This window comes from Aerococcus sp. Group 2, assembly GCF_905125285.1.
GTDB classification, from domain to species: Bacteria; Bacillota; Bacilli; order Lactobacillales; family Aerococcaceae; genus Aerococcus; species Aerococcus urinae_E.
Genome location: NZ_CAJHPA010000001.1, coordinates 183181 through 201688, shown reverse-complemented (window position 1 = coordinate 201688; position 18508 = coordinate 183181). Strand labels below are relative to the sequence as shown.

The following is an 18508-nucleotide window of genomic DNA, read 5'->3' as shown; positions in this document are numbered from 1 at the left end:
GGCTTAAGAAAAACTAGTCTAAATCTAATTTTCAACCTTAACCACTGGAATAATTGGCACCTCAATACCTTTATTCATAAAGGTTTGGTAAAGAGCGTTCTGCATCAACATCTTATTTTGACCAATAGCATCATAACTGGTAAAGAATTCAACAAAAACCTTATAGGCGCTATTTCCTACCTCGATACGAATCTTAGGCTTTTTATCAGCTCCTAAACTCTCCATTTTTCGTTCAAAGATTTCTAGGGATTCATCGTCGCATTTATCCATAAACTTACTGTATTGTTCATAAGCTACCCGAGCGGTAATCTTCATCACTTCTTCAGTATCTTCTTTGAAATCAACCGGCACCATGACGTCAACCACAACAAAGGGACTGTCATGATTGTAATTATAGACAGCGTGGTCAAATATCCAACGGTTAGGTACCGAAACATAGCGCCCGGTATAGGAGCGTTTTTCAGTTAACTTGCCGATCTCAGCCAAGTTAATTTGTAAAAAGTCAAAATCGACTACTTCACCGGAAACGCCATTAATATCGATTGCACTACCTATTCTCAGGGGGGAGCGAACATAGATATAAATATAAGCAACCAAGTCAACGATAATGTCTTTAGACGCTAAGGCTGCAAAACCAACCACGATAATAATCATTACACCGAATAATTCCACTCGGGTAAACCAAATACTTAAAATAAAAAAGCTAATTAAGAGGATCAAAATTAAACGGGTGACCCGGATAAAGGCCTGCGCTGTACTGTCGCGTTTAAACAAGCGGGGTAAAAACCAACCCAAGGCCTTCATAAATAAAAACCCGATTAAAATAAGTCCTAAAGAAATCAAAACATTTTTGACAAATAAATCGGAATCAGATTGGTCACTGTTTAAATAATCTAAGAATTGATGCATGCCCTCACCCTTTAAACAAAAAAATTAGTCACACTACTTATGCTTAGTTTAGCATGTATTTATAGTTTTGTACCGTCCAATCTAGCAGGTCTATTTTACCTGTTTTCCAAGCGAAGAAAAGATCGAACTAAAATATTAACTTGCTTTTGAGGTAGTCCGGTCGTTCAGAGACTTCGAGCTGAACATCGTTTAAAATCTTTTGAATCTTTTCCTTAGTAATATATTGACGACTGGCTAGGTCTGAATCTTGAAACATTTCTAGAACCGCCCCGGGCGCATTCCTGAGTTCCCATTGAGTAATCTCGATCATTGGAATCCGCATCTCTTCCTTTACCCAACGACTAATCATCTCCAAACATCCCGCTGAAGCAAAAGAAAAAGCATAGAGATCTTCAGTAGACACATAGTCACTACCACTGGCTGCTTGTTTCATTTTAATTAGCCATTGATAAAAATTATCAAAAATGAAATGTGAAAAGGAATTTTGTCCTACTGTTTTAAAGGCTTCCTGGTAATAAAGCGGATCCTTAGCCACAATATAATAGTATTCAGCCACTGACCTGGCATAGAACTCTAAACTCTTCTCATAGGGTGAACTATTCTCAGCCAATTCTCTGACAAAGTAATAATTCATCACATCATACTTATCATGAAAGCGGCGGTAAAAAGTCGACCGGGCAACGCCGGCTTCCTTTAATATATCTTCAACAACAATATGATCAAAACCCTTTTCAACCATTAAATAACGAAAAGCATTGGTAATTCGATTCTTAATTTTCATTGACGGAGTCTCCCCTCACTTGCCTTTATTTTATAAGTAAGCTCTCATAAAAACAAAGGAAATATTTTGTATCGCTAAGAAGTCATCCCTTTATGATAAATTATAAGTAAACTAAAGAATTAGGGGGCAAGGAATCATAGATATTGTGAACAAATAGATAAGTAGTGATTTTCATGACTAAGATCATAATCTAAGAAAAGGAGAATCAATTATGGCTAAATATAAAGCAGGAGTTTATTCTGGCGATGCCCAGGGCTTTGCTGGGCCACTAAAGGTTAATGTTACAGTTAGTGAAGAAGCTATTGAAAAAATTGATGTCATTATTCAAAAAGAAACGCCTAATGTCGGCGGCAAAGCACTTCCTATTCTTATCGAGCGTGCTCTAGAAAATAATTCTGTGGATATTGATGGGGTTTCCGGGGCTTCAGGAACAACTAAGGCCTTTAAGAAGGCGGTCGGTAAGGCACTAAACCGGGCGCAAGGCATTGAAGAAAAAGAAATCACCTATACCCCAGGAACCTATACCGGTGAAGCCAAGGGGTTCTCAGCCCAAATTCAAGTCAATGTCACTGTTTCAAAAGATAAAATTGAAGACATTGAAGTTACCCAACAATATGACACGGCTGAAATTGGTGGGAGAGCCATGTCGATAGTCATTAAACGGATTCTTGAAGCGAATTCGACCGAAGTTGATGGCGTTTCCGGGGCTTCCCTCTCCTCAAACGGGATTAAAAATGCCGTTAACTTTGCCTTAGAGGTAGCTAGTGGTCAACGTGAACCTTTAGCTAAATACAAGGCCGGCAAGTATACTTCTGAAAGTGATGACATGCGTGTGACCATGACTTTCTCGAAAAACGCCATTGAGGACCTGCAGTATGACTTAACTAGCGATAAATTGGTGGATCAAAAACCTGCCATTGATAAAATGCGCCAACAAATTCTCGATCTGCAACAGTTTGAATTTGACTCGATTTCAGGGGCTAGTCAATCGAGTCAACAAATGCGTCAAAATACCATGCATATCTTAACCGATGCTTCTGATATTACTTATGAAGACCGCTTATCAGAATCCCCTATCAAAGATGAAATGCGGGTTAACTTTAAAAATGGTAGTTTGACCCTCGAACAAATTAACGCTATTTTGAATGCCATTGGAGAAGAACTGATCTTTGTTGGACCAGACTTACGCTTCCAATATTTTAATGAAGATGCTAAGACATATACCTATTCAACTTCTCACCTAGGCGAACTTTATACAGACTGCCACCCACCACAAGCCCGTGGCGTTTCCAGAAAATTAGCCTATGAATTAGCAACCAGACAAAGAAAAAGTTATTCATTCTGGTATGTCGACGGCAATGGCGATAAATTATTCATTACCTACCAGGCCTTGTTTGATAGCCAAGGGAAATACATTGGTTTATTAGGTTGGACCTATAACGGACAAGGTATCCTTGACACGATCGATGAACCTGTTCGTCGTGGCTCCTTTGGCGATCCAAATATTCCAAACAAATTATTAAATGAAACAGAAGAAGAATTAGAAGAATACTATGCAACTAAGGTTGAAAATGACCCTGGCCGCGATTACACGGTAAGAGAATTAAAACGCTTAGACCGTGTAGCAGCTATGGACGGCGAAAACCTGGATAGCATGTCAAGCCCAACTGTCAAGAAGAGTGGCAAAAATGAGGAAGCCAAGGCAAGTCCTAACGAAGATACTATCTCTAGTGCCTCCTTAAAAGCAGATGAAGTCCAAGCTGGAAAAGCTGAAATTGAAGGAAGTCAAAGCAAAGATAAAGAAAACGACAATAAGCAAACAGACACTAATTCCTCACCTTCAACCCTTTATTAAACTCATTTTACGCAACTAGGACCATATAAAAAAAGCGACCGGGAAATCGATTCCTGGCCGCTTTTTTATTTAGTGTTTAGTATTTATGTCAAGCGTTATCATTTTAACGCAAACTATTTAATTTGCTATTTATGGGCTTCTGACTGGTGCATGGCTTGTCGGGCCAAATGGTCAGCACCCTTAGTTTGGCTTTCAGGCACCCAGACTAAATTGAAATTTGCAAATTTATCTATTTGCTTTAAGCAAACTTTTAGCAAAGTCTTGTAGGGATCGCGCCTGTGATACTGTTTATTCACCGAATCTACCACAATACGGCTGTCACTTTGACAAAGAATCCACTCTGCCTCTCTCCCCTTCTCGAGCAGAGCATTTAGGGCATAGTGTAAGGCGTAAAATTCAGCCAAATGATTATCCATTCTCTCCGTCAAGCTATGTTTTAATTGGTATTGCTCACCATTTTCGAGCCATACGCAACCTATACCTGCATATCCCGTTTTCACATCAACGGATGCATCAATGGTTAAGCGGATCATTTTGACCTCCAATGCCATCATAAATTAAGTTTCGAATAGTTCGAATTTTTTGATATTTCATATCATTTACTGCTTTAACATGACCCATGATCTCGGTTAATCCCTTAATAACTTCCTTTACTTCCATGTTGAGAGTATCAAAAAAGGGATAAACCGCACAATAAAAGAGTAGCCACTCTTGGTGCATAATTTCCATCAAAAAAGGATCGTCTTGATAAACGCTATCAATATAACCGTCCCCTGACTTAAAAGCCGGCTCATCTGTAGCTAATTTCAAATCAGCAAAATCAACTAGCCGTTTTTCTCCTTGCCAGTCCCTTAAATAATAAGAACCTTTTTCTTGGTTTTCTAACAGAAGATGAATTAAGTCCGTCTGAAAAATAAGATGAATTCGTTTAGATTGGAGGAGAATATAAATCAAGTCTTTCGCTTCATTAAAAGGGAGTCTCTGTAAGTTTTGATAAATCAAAGTCTGTTCTTTAGCGTTTAATAAGTCAGTACTCATTATTTTCTCAGCAAATTCCTCAGGCGAAATAGGTAAGTCATCAGCTAGAGGAGAAAAATCAGCGGAGGTTAAAAGGTCTAAAAATTCATAAGGAATTTTACTAGCCTTTTCATTGTTATAAGCCTCTTCTAATCCACTATAGCTATCCGCCAGATCCTCAAAATATTGAATCCAATTATTGGTTGCATTGATACAATCTTGCTTAATAATTATCTCATCAAAAAGATCGATAGCTTCCTGGTAGCAGGCTTTTTCACAAAAAACTTCTAAAGCTGATTCTTGCAGGTTATTCAATGTATTAGCAATTTGTCGCGCTTGGTAAAAGAGATCGACCGCATCGTTATTGCGGTCGTCGAGATAAGCATCTACAGCTAGGCGTAAATACCGTTGTTCTTGTTTAGGAAATGATAGGGATTCCCCCATACGATTACCTCTTTCCGAGACTAAAAAATAGACTATATACAGTCCTAAAGCTCATTCATCATTGTAACAAATTCTAAAAGTAAAAAACAGACGAAAATTCGTCTGTTTTACTTCAGTTAAATGTTTATGTTTAAAATTTTCTAAAGCGATCATAACGTTCTTGAACTAGTACCTCTCTGTCAATAGCTTGCCATGCGCTTAATTGTTTTTCTAATTCCAGGCGGATGTTTTGAATAATAGCCTGCCAAGATAAATGTTCTTCCCCTTCAAAGACAGGAATCATCTTATCGATCACTTCATTTTCCAATAAATCATAGGCAGTCATTTTCATGACTTCGCAGGCTTCATCACGACGGCTAGCATCGCGCCAGAGTATGGAAGCAAAGCCTTCTGGACTAAGGATTGAATACATAGCATCCTCTAACATCCAGACCTGATTGGTTGAAGCTAAAGCGAGAGCCCCACCAGAACCGCCCTCTCCCATTAAGATAGCGATACTTGGGACTTTAAGGCTTGCCAAAGTTTGAATAGACTTGGCGATTGATTCACCAATCCCTCGGTCCTCGGCTTCAATATCACAAAAGGCTCCTGCAGTATTAATAAGAGTAATAATGGGTCGGTTGAACTTTTCAGCCTGTTTAAACAAACGTACCGCCTTACGATAACCTTCCGCATGGGGGGAACCAAAATTAGCCGTAATATTTTCCTCAACATCATGTCCCTTTTGGGTGCCGACAAAGCTAACCGCTTGCCCATTGATTTGTCCAATCCCCCCGCATATAGCCCCATCGTCGCCATATTTACGGTCACCATGAAGTTCATAAAATTTATGATCATCCGCTAAAGCGGTAAAAATTTCCCTTGCTGTGGGACGGTCGGATGAACGTGCTTCAGTTAAAATTTCCTTAGCCAAGAAATTTCTTTTAATACTAGTAGTCATGAATATCCCCTTCCCGGCTATGAAGTAAGAGTAGATCAGCTATCTCATCTCGCAATTGTTGACGGGGAACAATTCGGTCGACAAAACCATGTTCCAATTGATGCTCTGCCGTTTGAAAGCCTTCTTCAATCTTTTGATGGATAGTTTGCTCAATAACTCGTTTGCCCGCAAACCCTATAGTCGCTCCTGGTTCAGCTATAATGATATCGCCTTGCATAGCGAAACTAGCCGTAACACCGCCCGTAGTTGGATCGGTTAGTACAGTGAGGTAAAATAATCCCGCCTGACTATGCCGTTCGACGGCGATTGATATTTTAGTCATTTGCATCAGAGAAATAATTCCCTCCTGCATCCTGGCTCCACCACTGGCCGTAAAAAGCAAGACGGGTAAAGCATGTTCTTTGGCATATTCAAACAAACGCGTAATTTTTTCCCCAACTATACTACCCATTGACCCCATCATAAAGAAAGGATTCATAATTCCTAAGGCAAGTGGTTGCCCTTTAATTTTTGCAAGTCCACAAGTGACCGCTTCGTCATAACCCGTTCGTTCTTGATTGGAGCGCTTTTTAGCTTCATAGTCAGGGAAATCAATTGGATTAGTCATTTCATCTTGGTAAAAAAGTTCTTCTTCTAGCTGACCATGATCACAAATTAATTGAATGCGTTGCTTAGGAGAAATCCGGAAATGATAAGAGCATTGTGGGCAAATCTTAGTCTCAGCCAAATCAGCACTTAAAACGGTCTGCTTACAATCAGGACATTTTTGCCACATCCCATCAGGAATATGGGGTTTATGAGTCTGATCCTTTTCATTTTTGCTTTCTTTTTCAGGTACACTTAAATATTTTCTTCGTCTTAACAGCCGCACAAGGCTCACCTCCTAGACTTTTCCTTGCCTATCTTCTTCACTGGCCTCCGCTTGAACTTCGGCCAACCATTGAGGAAGAAATTGGCTTTCCAGGTATTCATTATTATAATTCCCTAACTGAAAGGCAGGAGCAGCTAACAAATCATAAAGAAATTGCTGGTTAGTATTAACCCCCTCGATGCATAATTCTTCTAAAGCCCGCTTCATTCTTAATAAGGCTGACTGGCGGTCACCGCCATAGGCAATAACCTTAGCAATCATACTATCGTAAAAGGCGGGCAAAGCACTGCCAGATAGGATGGCCGAGTCGACTCTCAAGCCTAAGCCACCCAGAGGCCAATGGATAAAATCAAATTTGCCCATCGAAGGCAAGAAGTTCTTTTCGGGTTGTTCAGCATTAATACGACATTCAATGGCATGTCCCGAAAAATGGACATCACTTTGCTGATAAGACAAGTCGTAACCATAAGCCACTCGAATTTGTTCAGCTACGATATCAATACCGGTAACTAATTCAGTAATAGGATGTTCCACTTGAATTCTTGTATTCATTTCCATAAAATAAAAGTTTTCATCGTCATCGACTAAAAATTCAATAGTCCCAGCCCCAGTATATTGAACATTTTCTCCAGCACGCACAGCCGCCTGGCAAATGGCTTGGCGGGTTTTATCACTGATAAAGGGACTTGGAGTTTCTTCAAGAACTTTTTGATGGTTCCTTTGCAAGGAACATTCACGTTCCCCCAAATGGATAACATGACCATTTTGATCGGCCAGGATCTGTACCTCAATATGGTGGGCCGGATGAATCACTTTTTCTAGGTACAACCTGGCATCGTTAAAGCCTTGTTGGGCCTCACGACTAGCTTCATCAAATTGTTTTTGTAAGTCTTCGGGGCAATCAACCTGACGCATCCCCTTACCACCACCACCTGAAGTGGCTTTCAGTAAAACTGGATAGCCTACTCGATCAGCTTCAGCTAAACCTTCACTAGCACTGTGAATGAAATCCTTAGAGCCAGGAATAACTGGGACATTAGCTGCCATCATGGTTTGTCTGGCGTGTTGTTTGTCACCCATTTTGTCAATAACTTCAGCACTAGGTCCGATAAAAGTGATATTCATTTCTTGACAGAGCCTGGCAAATTTACTATTTTCTGAGAGAAAACCAAAACCTGGATGAATGGCTTCAGCGTTAGTCACATAAGCTGCAGATAAAATGGCTTGCATATCTAGATAGGAATCCTTGGATTGAGGCCCTCCTATGCAAACAGATTCATCTGCTAATTGCACATGTAAGGCATCCTTGTCAGCAGTTGAATAAACTGCCACGGTATCAATGCCCATTTCCTTACAGGTTCTAATTACCCTAACCGCTATCTCACCCCGGTTAGCAATTAAAATTTTTGAAAACATAAGTCACCAGCTCTATTTCGCTTCTCCAACGGCAAAAGTCATTAAACAGGAAGAAACCACCTTACCATCTTCGCGACGGATTTCAGCCTTTGCGGTCCCTATCGATTTTTTCATCTTTAAAATATTGACTTCAACAGTCAAAACGTCCCCTGGGACGACTTTTTGACGGAACTTTACCTTGTCTACAGCCGCTAGGTACCCGGTCATTTTCTTGTCCTCAGTATTTAAGCCCTTCAGTAAGGCAATTGAACCGACCTGGGCCATTAATTCAACTTGAAGAACTCCTGGCATTACCGGTTCTCCTGGGAAATGCCCTACAAAGAAAGGTTCATTAATTGTCACATTTTTACGAGCAACGATTCGCTTGCCGACCTCAAGTTCATAAACCGCATCCACTAAAAACATGGGGTAGCGGTTAGGAATAATATCCATAACCTCTTGGGCGCTTAAAATTGGTTCTTGATTTTCCATTTTTTTCTCCTTTTACACTAGTAGTTGTCATCAGCTAGGAAGAAACGAATCTCTCCTTAAATCCTTTATCACGCCTATGTTCTAAAACAGGGACAGCCTTTAGCTAATTTCAAAAAGCTTTTGGCCGTACTCAACCACATCACCATCATTGACAAAAATATTAGTAATTTCTCCTGAGGTGGTAGCGTGAATTTCATTCATTATTTTCATGGCTTCAATGATGCATAAACTTTGGCCTTTTTCAACATGGTCGCCAATTTTAACAAAGTTGTCTTTATCTGGAGCTGGTGCTAAATAAGCAACCCCGACCAGAGGACTTTCTACGATTTCCCCCTGAACTTCATCAGTTTGGCTGACTTGTTGATTAGCTTGGCTGGAAGCTTCGGTAGATTCTTGAGCTTGATCAGCAGGAGCAGGTTTTTCTGCTTTTGTAATAGCTGGCTGAGTTTCATTAGTAAACACTTGTGGTGCTTGCTCATTTTTAGACAGGTGAAGCTTGAAATCGTCATCAACAAATTCAAATTCTCTTAGGCTTGATTGGTCAATTAAATGGATAAGTTCTTTTATTTCTTCAGGGGTCATTAGTCACTCACCTTTTTCATACATAAAACTGTGTTGTGGCCACCAAAGCCGAGCGTGTTGCTAATCGCTACATTGATTGCTTGTGAACGTCCTTGATTAGGTACATAATCCAGATCACAATCAGGATCACTGACTTGATAATTTAAGGTTGCAGGAATATAGGAGTCTTCCATGCCCTTCAAGCAGGCAATGGCTTCAACTGCTCCAGCTGCACCTAATAAGTGTCCTAGCGCTGATTTCGTTGAGGATACCGGAATCTTATGGGCCAATTCTTCCCCAAAGGCTAACTTAATTGCCATAGTCTCAGCTCGGTCATTAGCTGGGGTTGAGGTCCCGTGGGCATTAATATAGTCCACATCGTTCACAGCTAAAGCTGCTTCAGCTAAGGCTTGTTCAATAGCAGCTTTAGCTCCTTGCCCTTCTGGGGTAGGAGCAGTGAGATGATAGGCATCAGAACTTTGACCGTAGCCGACAATCTCACCGTAAATTTTTGCCCCCCGTTTTTGAGCACTTTCTAAACTTTCTAACACTAACATGCCAGCGCCTTCGCCCATAACAAAACCATTGCGTTCCTTGTCAAAAGGAATGGAGGCACGATCAGGATCTGTGGAAAGAGACAAGGCCGTTAAATTAGCAAATCCAGCGATGGCGATCTCACAAATAGCGGATTCACCTCCACCAGCAAGCATATAGTCAGCATAACCATGTTTTATATAGCGGAAGGCCTCTCCGATAGCATTGTTGGCTGATGCACAAGCAGTAACCATGGTCAAGGCTGGCCCGTGTAGACCAAGTTGCATGGAAATATTTGCTGCTCCCATATTGGAAATAGCCATTGGAACAAAGAGAGGGTTAACCCGTTTAGGACCACGTTCAACTGATTTTTTTACCCCTCTTTCAATTTCTTGAACGCCACCAATACCCGTACCAAAATATACTCCAAAGCGTCCCGTATCCATGTTGTGAGTATCTAAACCAGCATCCTTTACTGCTTCCATAGAGGCAACCACCCCATAATGAGCATAGGGGTCCATTCTTTTAACCGATTTACGATCAAGATAATCTTTGGGATCAAAATTTTTAACCTCAGCCGCCAAAGTCACTCCTGTAGCGCTGGCGTCAAATTGTGTGATTGGAGCAAAGCCATGTTTGCCTGCCTTTAAATTTTTCCAAAACTCACTGACATTATTTCCAATTGGTGTTACCGCTCCTAAGCCCGTAACAACTACCCTTCTAGTATTCATTAAGTTCCTCCTTCACCCTTCTCTATCTTTCATTTATTCCATATATAAACCACCATTAACATTTAAAGTGGTTCCAGTGATGTATGGGTTCTTGACTAAGAAGTAAACGGCATCAGCAATATCTTCTACTCGCCCAAAGTCCCCTAAAGGAATTTGCGCAATCATCTGCTCTTTAACCTTATCTGATAATTTATCCGTCATATCACTCGCGATAAAACCAGGGGCAACGGCATTGACCCGAATGCCGCGACTAGCTAATTCGCGAGCAGCCGTCTTAGTCATAGCTATCACACCTGCCTTAGCAGCAGCATAGTTAATTTGACCAGCATTACCTATTTGTCCAGATAACGAAGCAATGTTAATAATATTGCCGCTTTTTTGTTTTAACATCACTTTTGAAACATGACGCATGAGGTTAAAACAACCTTTTAAATTAACGTCAATTACTGCATCAAAATCAGCTTCCTTCATCCGCATGAGTAAAGTATCACGGGTAATCCCAGCATTATTAATTAATACGTCAATATGAGAATACTCTTCTTTACAACGGTTTATGATTGCTTGAGCTTGGTCAAAATCTTGGACTTCTGCTTTCAAATCGAGTACTTTAGCATCCCTTTCACTTAAGTCATCAAGATGAGCTTGGCTGGATCCTGACCGGCTTACCAAGGCCAAATTGTAACCCTTATTGGCAAATTCTCTAGCTATAGCTGCTCCGATACCACGGTTTCCGCCAGTAATTATTGCTGTAGGTTTTTCTGTCATTTTAATCTCCTTGTAAAATAGTCAATGCTTTATTTAAAGTGGCTTCGTCTTCAATATTTAAGGCTGTCACCGACTTATCGATTTGCCGAGTAAAGCTGGTGAGTGTTTTTCCTGGTCCAATCTCTATAAAGGTATCCACGCCTGCTTGAATGAGATAGTCAATCGAATCCGCCCATTTGACCGGTGATTGGATTTGTTGAAGTAAATCTTGCTTAATCTCACCATCTTCATGAACTTGTCCACTTGTGTTAGCGACAACTGGAATGTCTTGAGATGAAAACTCCACATCTTTAAGTACTTGGGCTAATCGTAGAGAGGCAGGATGCATCAGCTGGGTGTGAAAGGGCCCAGAAACCTTTAGAGGAATTAAACGCTTAGCCCCCGCTTCCTTCAATTCATCCCTAGCGAGATCGACTAAATCACTATTTCCCCCGATGACAATTTGCTTGGGAGAGTTGTAATTCGTTGGATAAACATAGCCAGAATGATGGTCCATAATATTTTCACAGACCCTCTCAATCAACTTGCGGTCAGTTTTCATGACAGCTAGCATCTTCCCTTGACCGGGAGCGACTGCCTGGCTCATATATAAACCACGTTTTCTCAGTAGTTTTAACCCGTCAACAAAGGAAAAGACACCGCTATAAGCTAAGGCAGTGTATTCACCTAAACTTAATCCAGCTAAATAGGCAGGGTTCTCAGGAAATAATTTTCTCCAGACGGCTAGAATAGCTAATGAGACTGTATAGATGGCAGCTTGGGTATATTCTGTTTGATTAAGCAGGTCATTTTCTTCAAAGCACATGGCCTTTAAATCATAGCCAAGAACTTTCTCAGCCGTTTCAAAATATGGTTCCATGACTTCAGCATGATGTTCAAATAAATCTTTGCCCATACCAGGGTATTGTGCCCCTTGGCCAGAAAAAAGATAAGCAATTTTTTTCATTCTTTGCCCTTTCCTTAATAAGGTTTTAATTTTTATCATTAAATAAAGTAATTGGGGTAAAAAAAAGCAGTGAAAAAATATTTTTCTTCACTGCATCTTATTTAATTATAGCCATTCGCTAGCTTTTTCTCGGATCGTTGCCTGGCATACATCCATATAGGATTGGAGTATTTCCTGGCAGCTCTCTTCCTTATTAATTAAGCCAGCAATCTGACCAGCCATCAGGGAACTATTTTGGGTATCCCCTTCTACAACTGCTCGCCGTAAAGCTCCTCTTCCCAAAGCTTCTAAGCGTTCCCAGTCTGGATTTTCTTTACCCGCTTCAATTCGCTCAACTCGTAAATACTCTTTGGTCAAACGATTGCGCAAAACCCGAACTGGATGACCTGTAGCTTCTCCTGTGGTGACGGTATCAATATCCTTAGCTTTAATAATCTTTTCCTTAAAGTTAGGGTGGGCATTGGATTCCTTGGCACAAACAAAGCGTGTACCCACTTGAATCCCACAGGCTCCAAGCATCAATGCTGCTGCCATTCCCCGACCATCACCGATTCCTCCTGCAGCGATTACGGGAATATTAACCGCGTCGACTACTTGGGGAAGTAAAGCCATGGTCGTTGTTTTTCCCACATGACCACCAGATTCCGTCCCTTCGACAACCACTGCATCAACGCCTTCTTTTTCCATGCGTCGAGCAAGTGCTACGGAAGCAACAACTGGGATAACCTTGATATTTGCTTCACGAAATTGCTTCATAAAGCGACCAGGTGATCCTGCTCCAGTAGTGACTGTTGAAATACCCGATTGACATAGGTAGTCAACAACTTCTTCAACATGTGGATTGAGTAACATTACATTAATTGCAAAAGGCTTATCTGTTTTTGCTTTCATGGTTTCAACTTTTTCTCGCACCACTTCAACAGGATCATTCCCCGTCCCTACAACTCCTAAACCACCAGCATTTGAAACGGCAGATGCCAGATCTGGATCTGCCACCCAAGCCATGGCTCCTTGAATAATAGGATATTTAACTCCCATTTGCTTCCATAGAGTGTTCAAAGCGATTCACTTCCTTCATTATCCCAAAACATTAGTAAGGATTATTTATTGTTGTCAACAAAGTCAACTAGGTCTTGGACTGTTTCCATATTCAATTCATCTTCATCGATAGTGACATCAAATTCGTCCTCAATATCATTGATAATTTGGAATAAATCTAAGCTATCAGCATCTAAATCCGATTGAAATTTAGTTTCAGGAGTAACTTCTTCCTTATCTAAATCAAGCTGGTCACAAATTAATTCTTGAATTTTTTCAAATGTACTCATTATAAATTCCTCCATTGTTTTTTATAGTGTCTTCCTCAATACTAACATTGTCGCTCAACAATTGACAATACAAGTCCCCCAAGTCAAGCCACCGCCAAAAGCTGATAATAGTACCTTCTGACTGCCATCCAATTTAAGCGCTCCTGATTTCCGTAAATCATTCAAAACAAGGGCTACCGATGCAGCGGAAGTATTCCCATAATTTTGAATATTTTGGACCAGGCGCTCCTCTGGTATTTTTAGCTTACGCTGGCAAACTTTTAATATTCTTGCATTTGCCTGATGTAAGGCAAAATAGTCAATATCATTAATAGTCAGATTGGCAGATTTTAAAACCGCTTCTATTTGCTTTGGCACTTGCCGGGTAGCAAAGTCATAAACTTGCCTGCCCTTCATCTTTAAACTAGGGTCTTGGTAATAAGAATCAGAACTGACTGATCGAGCTAGGCTAGTACCTCCAGCAACTATCGCCGCTCCTTGACTGCCATCACAAGCGAGTGATTCTTGGATAATAGCTGAATGACCATTCGCTTGAACCAGAATAGCTCCAGCAGCATCACCAAACAAAACACAAGTTGAGCGGTCTTTCCAATTCATGAGATTGGTCATTTTCTCCGCACCAATTACTATGGCATAACCGTTTCGATAATAAGCCTCTAATTTATCAGCTAGGGAGAAAGCTTGGACAAATCCGCTACAGGCAGCTGAAATGTCAAAACAGACTGCCTTAGTTGCTCCTAATTTAGCTTGAACTTGACTAGCTACACTTGGTGAAGAATGCTCTTGTGACATACTAGCAACAATGATTAAGCCAATTTCATTAGGAGAAATATTAGCTTTATTTACTAATTTTTGCGCAGCTGCTTGGGCCAAAGAAATACAAGATTCCTCAAGGGCAAGATAACGTTGCTTAATCCCCGTTCTTTTGCTTATCCATTCGTCACTAGTATCTACGAACTGCTCCAACTCCTCATTCGACATAACTTTCCGCGGTAGGGCGGATGCCGTTTCAACTATTTTCATAGCAATCACATCATTCTTAATTTTTAAATTTAAGTTAATCAAAGATCAACATGTATTGATAATAAGCTATACAAATTTAATTGTCAAACCTTTTTCGCTATTTTATGGGCAATACTATTTATTTTGTTAGTATTTATCATTTATTTTTGTATGTAATAAACCTTATTTTAGAAGGATTTTCTGTAAAAATATATAAAAAAAGAGAAATCAAATTGATTTCTCAAAAAAATAGCTTTTATAGTTATTTGTTATCAATTATTTGTCATCATCACTAGAAGCTATCGACACGTATTCTTCAATATCTTTAAAATTGACTACAGTTCTTTCTTCAAGGATATCTCTAGCTGGACGACTTGACTGACTCCAATCAATTTTTAAAATGGCAGAGTTAGTAAGAAGCTTTTCGATTTCTCCAATAATTGTATAGGTTCTGAATTGAAACTTTACAACATCACCTATATTAGGCCGAATAGATTCCTTAATAGTATCAATGATTTCATTTGCCTGTTCATAAGGCATATCTAATAAATTGGCTATCCGTGAATTACTGGTTCCTCGCCGAAGTTCAGTTTCCACTAGTGACTGCATTTCCGCCGTTATTTTTGGTTTACGACCCATACGCTCGTCTCTCCCATCTAATACAAGCTGGCTGGCTATGAAATTAAATATATGAATAATATTAACATACTATCGATTGCGGCACAATTTATAGCTGTTAATTCATTAAGCATAAGCCATATTTATTACAAAACCAGCTTAAATGCTTACTATTTAAAACAGATCACCATCCCTCTAATAATAAAGGAGTAGTGATCTGTTAGTTATTAATATCATTTTATTCTAAGGACATGGCGTCTTTAGATCAAACTACATATTAGTTTCATCAACCTTACCAGTAACTGATTTAGTACCTAATAAACCACCAAGGCATGATAGGACACAGCCTAGTAAGACACCAACAAATGCCCAGATTGAGCCTTGTGAGATGCCATCTGAAACATCATCAGCATCTTGACGTAATTGTTGAATATTACTGTCAAGTTGTTGTTGGGTACTTTGAATGGCATTATTAGCATTTTCAATTTGGTTACGTGCTTCATTAGCAGCTTGGTTATAACCATCAATAATATTTTGAGTAGTTTCTTCAGCTTCTTGTTGAGTTAGATCAGTGTTAGAAGCAATAGCGTTAGAAACAGCCTCTTGGTCTACGTTTTCTGAAATATTGTCAACACGGCTAGTTAATGAATCTGCCAAGTCGTTAAATACTTGTTCAGAATTTTCTGGATTAACGACAACTTCACGAGCTGCATTAGCAATATCGTTTACCGCGCCATTTAATTGGTCAGATAAATATTCTGGTTGTAATTCGCGAATATCAGTATCTCTTAAGACTTCTTGAACGTCTTGGTTAAGATTTTGAATATCTTGATTATTCACATCAATATTGTTTGCTAAAGCATTTACGCCTTCGCTTACAGCATCTCCAGCGTTTGAAGCAACACTTGTGACAGCGTCACCAGCAACACTAGCAGTTTGACCAATAACATTCCCAGCAAAACCTAGAACGGATGCAACAATTTGTCCTAATAATACAACTGTTACCACTAGGGAAATTGCCCATGATAAAAAGCCATGGACTGCGCCTACTCGACGTGCAGTTACCCCAGCAACAAAGCCTGATCCTAAAAATGATAGTGCTAATGAAATAACTGACCAGACCATAACACCGGTACCGACACCATCAAGTGGATTTTGTGCACTCGGTTGGATCATACCAAACCCAATGGCATTTCCAATTAAGGAAAAAGTAATTAATAAAGCAATAAAAGTTACTAGGCCAGCAAATACAGCTCCCCAGGATAAGTTATACCCGGCTTCTGCATCGTTAGCACCTAGATAGGTTCTAAAACGATTTCTCATAAAATCACTCCTTTTAAAATAATATATAATATTGTATTAAACAAAGCAAGCAAAAGCCCTTGAAATAACTAATATTCATACAATCAGTTTAAAATATTGTATTATCATTTCTAAACATCTATAAAAAGTTTAAAAACCGCCTAGCAAATAAATTTATTAATTACCTACAAAGAAAAAAGGCCAGATAAAAAATCTAGCCTTCTCGCTTATTTTGCATATCCTTTAATGATCTTTCCACGGTAACTACCACGCTGAATTTTCCACACCAGAGTACCAATACCCGCTCCCAATAGAGCCATAGTCACCCAGCCAAAACCTTGGGGGCCAAAGGGGACTATTCGAACAATTTCTTCGAATATTTTAGGAGCAAAGTCTAATTGAATAAGCGCTTCAACCACCGTATAGATACTGGTTAGTAAGACTGCTCCCTTAGTCGTTCCGTCATTAGGAATATATTTTCTAAATAAACCGATTAAAGTAACAATGATTCCTAATGGATAAGCAACTGCAAATAAGGGCTCACTTAATCCAACAATTTTCTCTACCCCGACAGTCCCTTGTACCACACAAAAAATACAAAAGACAAAAACGATAAAGGTATAGGGATATTTCTGACGAGTAAGCTCTTGGGTAAAGTTTGCCACTGAAGCTAATAATCCCGTAGCAGTTGTTAAGCAAGCTAAGGTTATAGCGATGGAAAGAATAATTTTCCCAGCGCCACCAATAGTTTGTTCAACAATGGCAATTAATAACTGGGTTCTTTCAATATCAGGGCTATAAACCGTTGACGCTGTAGCCCCTAACCATAACAAGCTACCATAAATGAACAATAATAAGCCACTAGCTATGACAGATGCCCAGATAGTCATCCGCATCCCTGCTTGGTGGTTATATTTTTTATGTCTAATTGTCATAATCATGACACTAGAAAAGAGTAAACCAGTTATTAAATCCCCCATTTGATAACCTTCGGTAAAAGCCCAACCGAAGCTATTATCGACTTGGGCAGCCGCCATATTGGGGCTGACGGGGTTAATCATCCCAAAAATAATAATTCCAATAACCATTGCAATCAAAGCAGGTGTAAGATAGCGTCCAATCTTATCAACCACGCCCAATTGATCAACAGTGAGGAAATAAACCACAATAAAGAAAATAATTAAAACGACATAGTTAGGTAACCAAGGGAACAAGGAACGAAAACCTACTTCGTAAGTCGTTGCACCAGTACGTGGAATTAAAATAAATAAGGCAATTAAATACATGGTAATGCAATTAAAGACTTTATAAAACCAGGGAGCAATTGGTTCGGAAACTGCTTTTACCGATCCCCCACCTTTAACAATAGCTACCATCGATAAGACCGGCACTAATATCGCGGTTAAAGCCAAACCAATAACGCTGGCAGACCAATTTTCTCCTACAATAATTCCCATATAAGGCGGGAAAACCAAATTACCTGCTCCAAAAAAAGTAGCAAACAAGGTAAAACCTACCACGATCGTATCTACAATAAAGCGCCTATTTTTCATAAAACCAAACCTTTCAGTATAAGTATAGGGCTGATCGTCAACTCATATAAAGTTGTCAAAAGAAGAACGATTAAAAGCATTATTCACCTACTAAAAGCTGATTTAAAGGACAAAATTTAACAAATCGATTTGCCCAGGTCGCTTTAAAAGTTCCCTATATCTATTAGTATTTTTATTTCATGTGAAATTTATAATACGCTATTTATTGTGAAATAATGAAGATTTGCGCCTTTTATACGCAGATATTATCTATCATAAAGTCTGCATCTCAGCGCCCATAAAATCGCTATTCACAAATAAAATATTTCATCTAAAGTTGTTTTTTCACATAAATTAATTAGACTAAATCTCCAATTTACCAATAGGAAAAGCGACTTCTTCTTATAAAGAAGTCGCCTTCAACAACTTATTCTATTATTATACCATTTTTGCTAAGCAGAGAAATATTTTATTTAATTATTTTA

General features: G+C 39.4%; 19 protein-coding genes. 1 reads left to right on the top strand and 18 read right to left on the bottom strand.

The window, feature by feature from the left end; all coding sequences use genetic code 11:
- Nucleotides 1-24: 24 nt before the first annotated feature.
- Both JFU01_RS00865 and JFU01_RS00860 read right to left on the bottom strand, forming a co-directional pair.
- Nucleotides 25-909, bottom strand: a complete 885-nt coding sequence (locus JFU01_RS00865) for a mechanosensitive ion channel family protein (protein WP_013669974.1) — start codon at nt 907-909, stop codon at nt 25-27.
- 127 nt (nt 910-1036) lie between these two features.
- The gene (locus JFU01_RS00860; protein ID WP_195855472.1) at nt 1037-1690 is read right to left on the bottom strand and encodes a TetR/AcrR family transcriptional regulator C-terminal domain-containing protein; all 654 of its coding nucleotides are present in this window, start codon (nt 1688-1690) and stop codon (nt 1037-1039) included.
- 211 nt (nt 1691-1901) lie between these two features.
- Between JFU01_RS00860 and JFU01_RS00855 the strand changes: the two genes are divergently transcribed.
- Nucleotides 1902-3545, top strand: coding sequence for an FMN-binding protein (locus JFU01_RS00855; protein ID WP_195855471.1), 1644 nt, complete (start codon nt 1902-1904; stop codon nt 3543-3545).
- Nucleotides 3546-3670: 125 nt separating this feature from the next.
- Here JFU01_RS00855 and JFU01_RS00850 read toward each other — a convergent pair whose 3' ends face one another.
- The 16 genes from JFU01_RS00850 to brnQ all read right to left on the bottom strand — a co-directional run bounded on the left by JFU01_RS00850 (nt 3671) and on the right by brnQ (nt 18044).
- Nucleotides 3671-4078 carry a ribonuclease HI family protein gene (locus JFU01_RS00850; RefSeq protein WP_230086918.1) on the bottom strand — a complete coding sequence of 136 codons (408 nt, stop codon included), beginning with the start codon at nt 4076-4078 and terminating at the stop codon, nt 3671-3673.
- The gene (locus tag JFU01_RS00845) at nt 4059-5006 is read right to left on the bottom strand and encodes a hypothetical protein (protein WP_195855469.1); all 948 of its coding nucleotides are present in this window, start codon (nt 5004-5006) and stop codon (nt 4059-4061) included. Before JFU01_RS00845 ends, JFU01_RS00850 begins: the two co-directional genes overlap by 20 nt.
- A gap of 130 nt (nt 5007-5136) precedes the next feature.
- Nucleotides 5137-5946, bottom strand: a complete 810-nt coding sequence (gene accA / locus JFU01_RS00840) for an acetyl-CoA carboxylase carboxyltransferase subunit alpha (protein ID WP_195855468.1) — start codon at nt 5944-5946, stop codon at nt 5137-5139.
- A complete protein-coding gene (gene accD / locus JFU01_RS00835) occupies nt 5936-6817 on the bottom strand; it encodes an acetyl-CoA carboxylase, carboxyltransferase subunit beta (RefSeq protein WP_195855467.1) in 882 nt (293 codons plus the stop codon). Before accD ends, accA begins: the two co-directional genes overlap by 11 nt.
- A gap of 12 nt (nt 6818-6829) precedes the next feature.
- Nucleotides 6830-8233 carry an acetyl-CoA carboxylase biotin carboxylase subunit gene (gene accC / locus JFU01_RS00830; RefSeq protein ID WP_195855466.1) on the bottom strand — a complete coding sequence of 468 codons (1404 nt, stop codon included), beginning with the start codon at nt 8231-8233 and terminating at the stop codon, nt 6830-6832.
- A gap of 12 nt (nt 8234-8245) precedes the next feature.
- A complete protein-coding gene (gene fabZ / locus JFU01_RS00825) occupies nt 8246-8704 on the bottom strand; it encodes a 3-hydroxyacyl-ACP dehydratase FabZ (RefSeq protein WP_064292834.1) in 459 nt (152 codons plus the stop codon).
- Between the two features lie 99 nt (nt 8705-8803).
- Nucleotides 8804-9286, bottom strand: coding sequence for an acetyl-CoA carboxylase biotin carboxyl carrier protein (accB, locus tag JFU01_RS00820; RefSeq protein WP_195855465.1), 483 nt, complete (start codon nt 9284-9286; stop codon nt 8804-8806).
- Nucleotides 9286-10530 carry a beta-ketoacyl-ACP synthase II gene (fabF, locus tag JFU01_RS00815; protein ID WP_195855464.1) on the bottom strand — a complete coding sequence of 415 codons (1245 nt, stop codon included), beginning with the start codon at nt 10528-10530 and terminating at the stop codon, nt 9286-9288. The genes accB and fabF overlap by 1 nt, the downstream gene beginning before the upstream one ends.
- Nucleotides 10531-10563: 33 nt before the next feature.
- Nucleotides 10564-11295, bottom strand: a complete 732-nt coding sequence (gene fabG / locus JFU01_RS00810) for a 3-oxoacyl-[acyl-carrier-protein] reductase (RefSeq protein WP_195855463.1) — start codon at nt 11293-11295, stop codon at nt 10564-10566.
- A 1-nt stretch (nt 11296) separates the two neighbouring features.
- On the bottom strand, nt 11297-12241 hold the full coding sequence (gene fabD / locus JFU01_RS00805) for an ACP S-malonyltransferase (RefSeq protein ID WP_195855462.1): 945 nt from the start codon (nt 12239-12241) through the stop codon (nt 11297-11299).
- 105 nt (nt 12242-12346) lie between these two features.
- Nucleotides 12347-13300 carry an enoyl-[acyl-carrier-protein] reductase FabK gene (fabK, locus tag JFU01_RS00800; protein WP_256374787.1) on the bottom strand — a complete coding sequence of 318 codons (954 nt, stop codon included), beginning with the start codon at nt 13298-13300 and terminating at the stop codon, nt 12347-12349.
- A gap of 41 nt (nt 13301-13341) precedes the next feature.
- On the bottom strand, nt 13342-13569 hold the full coding sequence (locus JFU01_RS00795) for an acyl carrier protein (protein WP_013668481.1): 228 nt from the start codon (nt 13567-13569) through the stop codon (nt 13342-13344).
- Between the two features lie 54 nt (nt 13570-13623).
- Nucleotides 13624-14592 (bottom strand): beta-ketoacyl-ACP synthase III, encoded by a 969-nt coding sequence (locus JFU01_RS00790; protein ID WP_195855461.1) that lies wholly within the window; start codon nt 14590-14592, stop codon nt 13624-13626.
- Between the two features lie 255 nt (nt 14593-14847).
- On the bottom strand, nt 14848-15210 hold the full coding sequence (locus JFU01_RS00785; protein WP_064292829.1) for a DUF2187 domain-containing protein: 363 nt from the start codon (nt 15208-15210) through the stop codon (nt 14848-14850).
- Nucleotides 15211-15459: 249 nt separating this feature from the next.
- Nucleotides 15460-16512, bottom strand: coding sequence for a type III secretion system translocon subunit SctE (gene sctE, locus JFU01_RS00780; RefSeq protein ID WP_195855460.1), 1053 nt, complete (start codon nt 16510-16512; stop codon nt 15460-15462).
- 206 nt (nt 16513-16718) lie between these two features.
- Nucleotides 16719-18044, bottom strand: a complete 1326-nt coding sequence (gene brnQ / locus JFU01_RS00775; protein WP_195855459.1) for a branched-chain amino acid transport system II carrier protein — start codon at nt 18042-18044, stop codon at nt 16719-16721.
- Nucleotides 18045-18508: the final 464 nt, after the last annotated feature.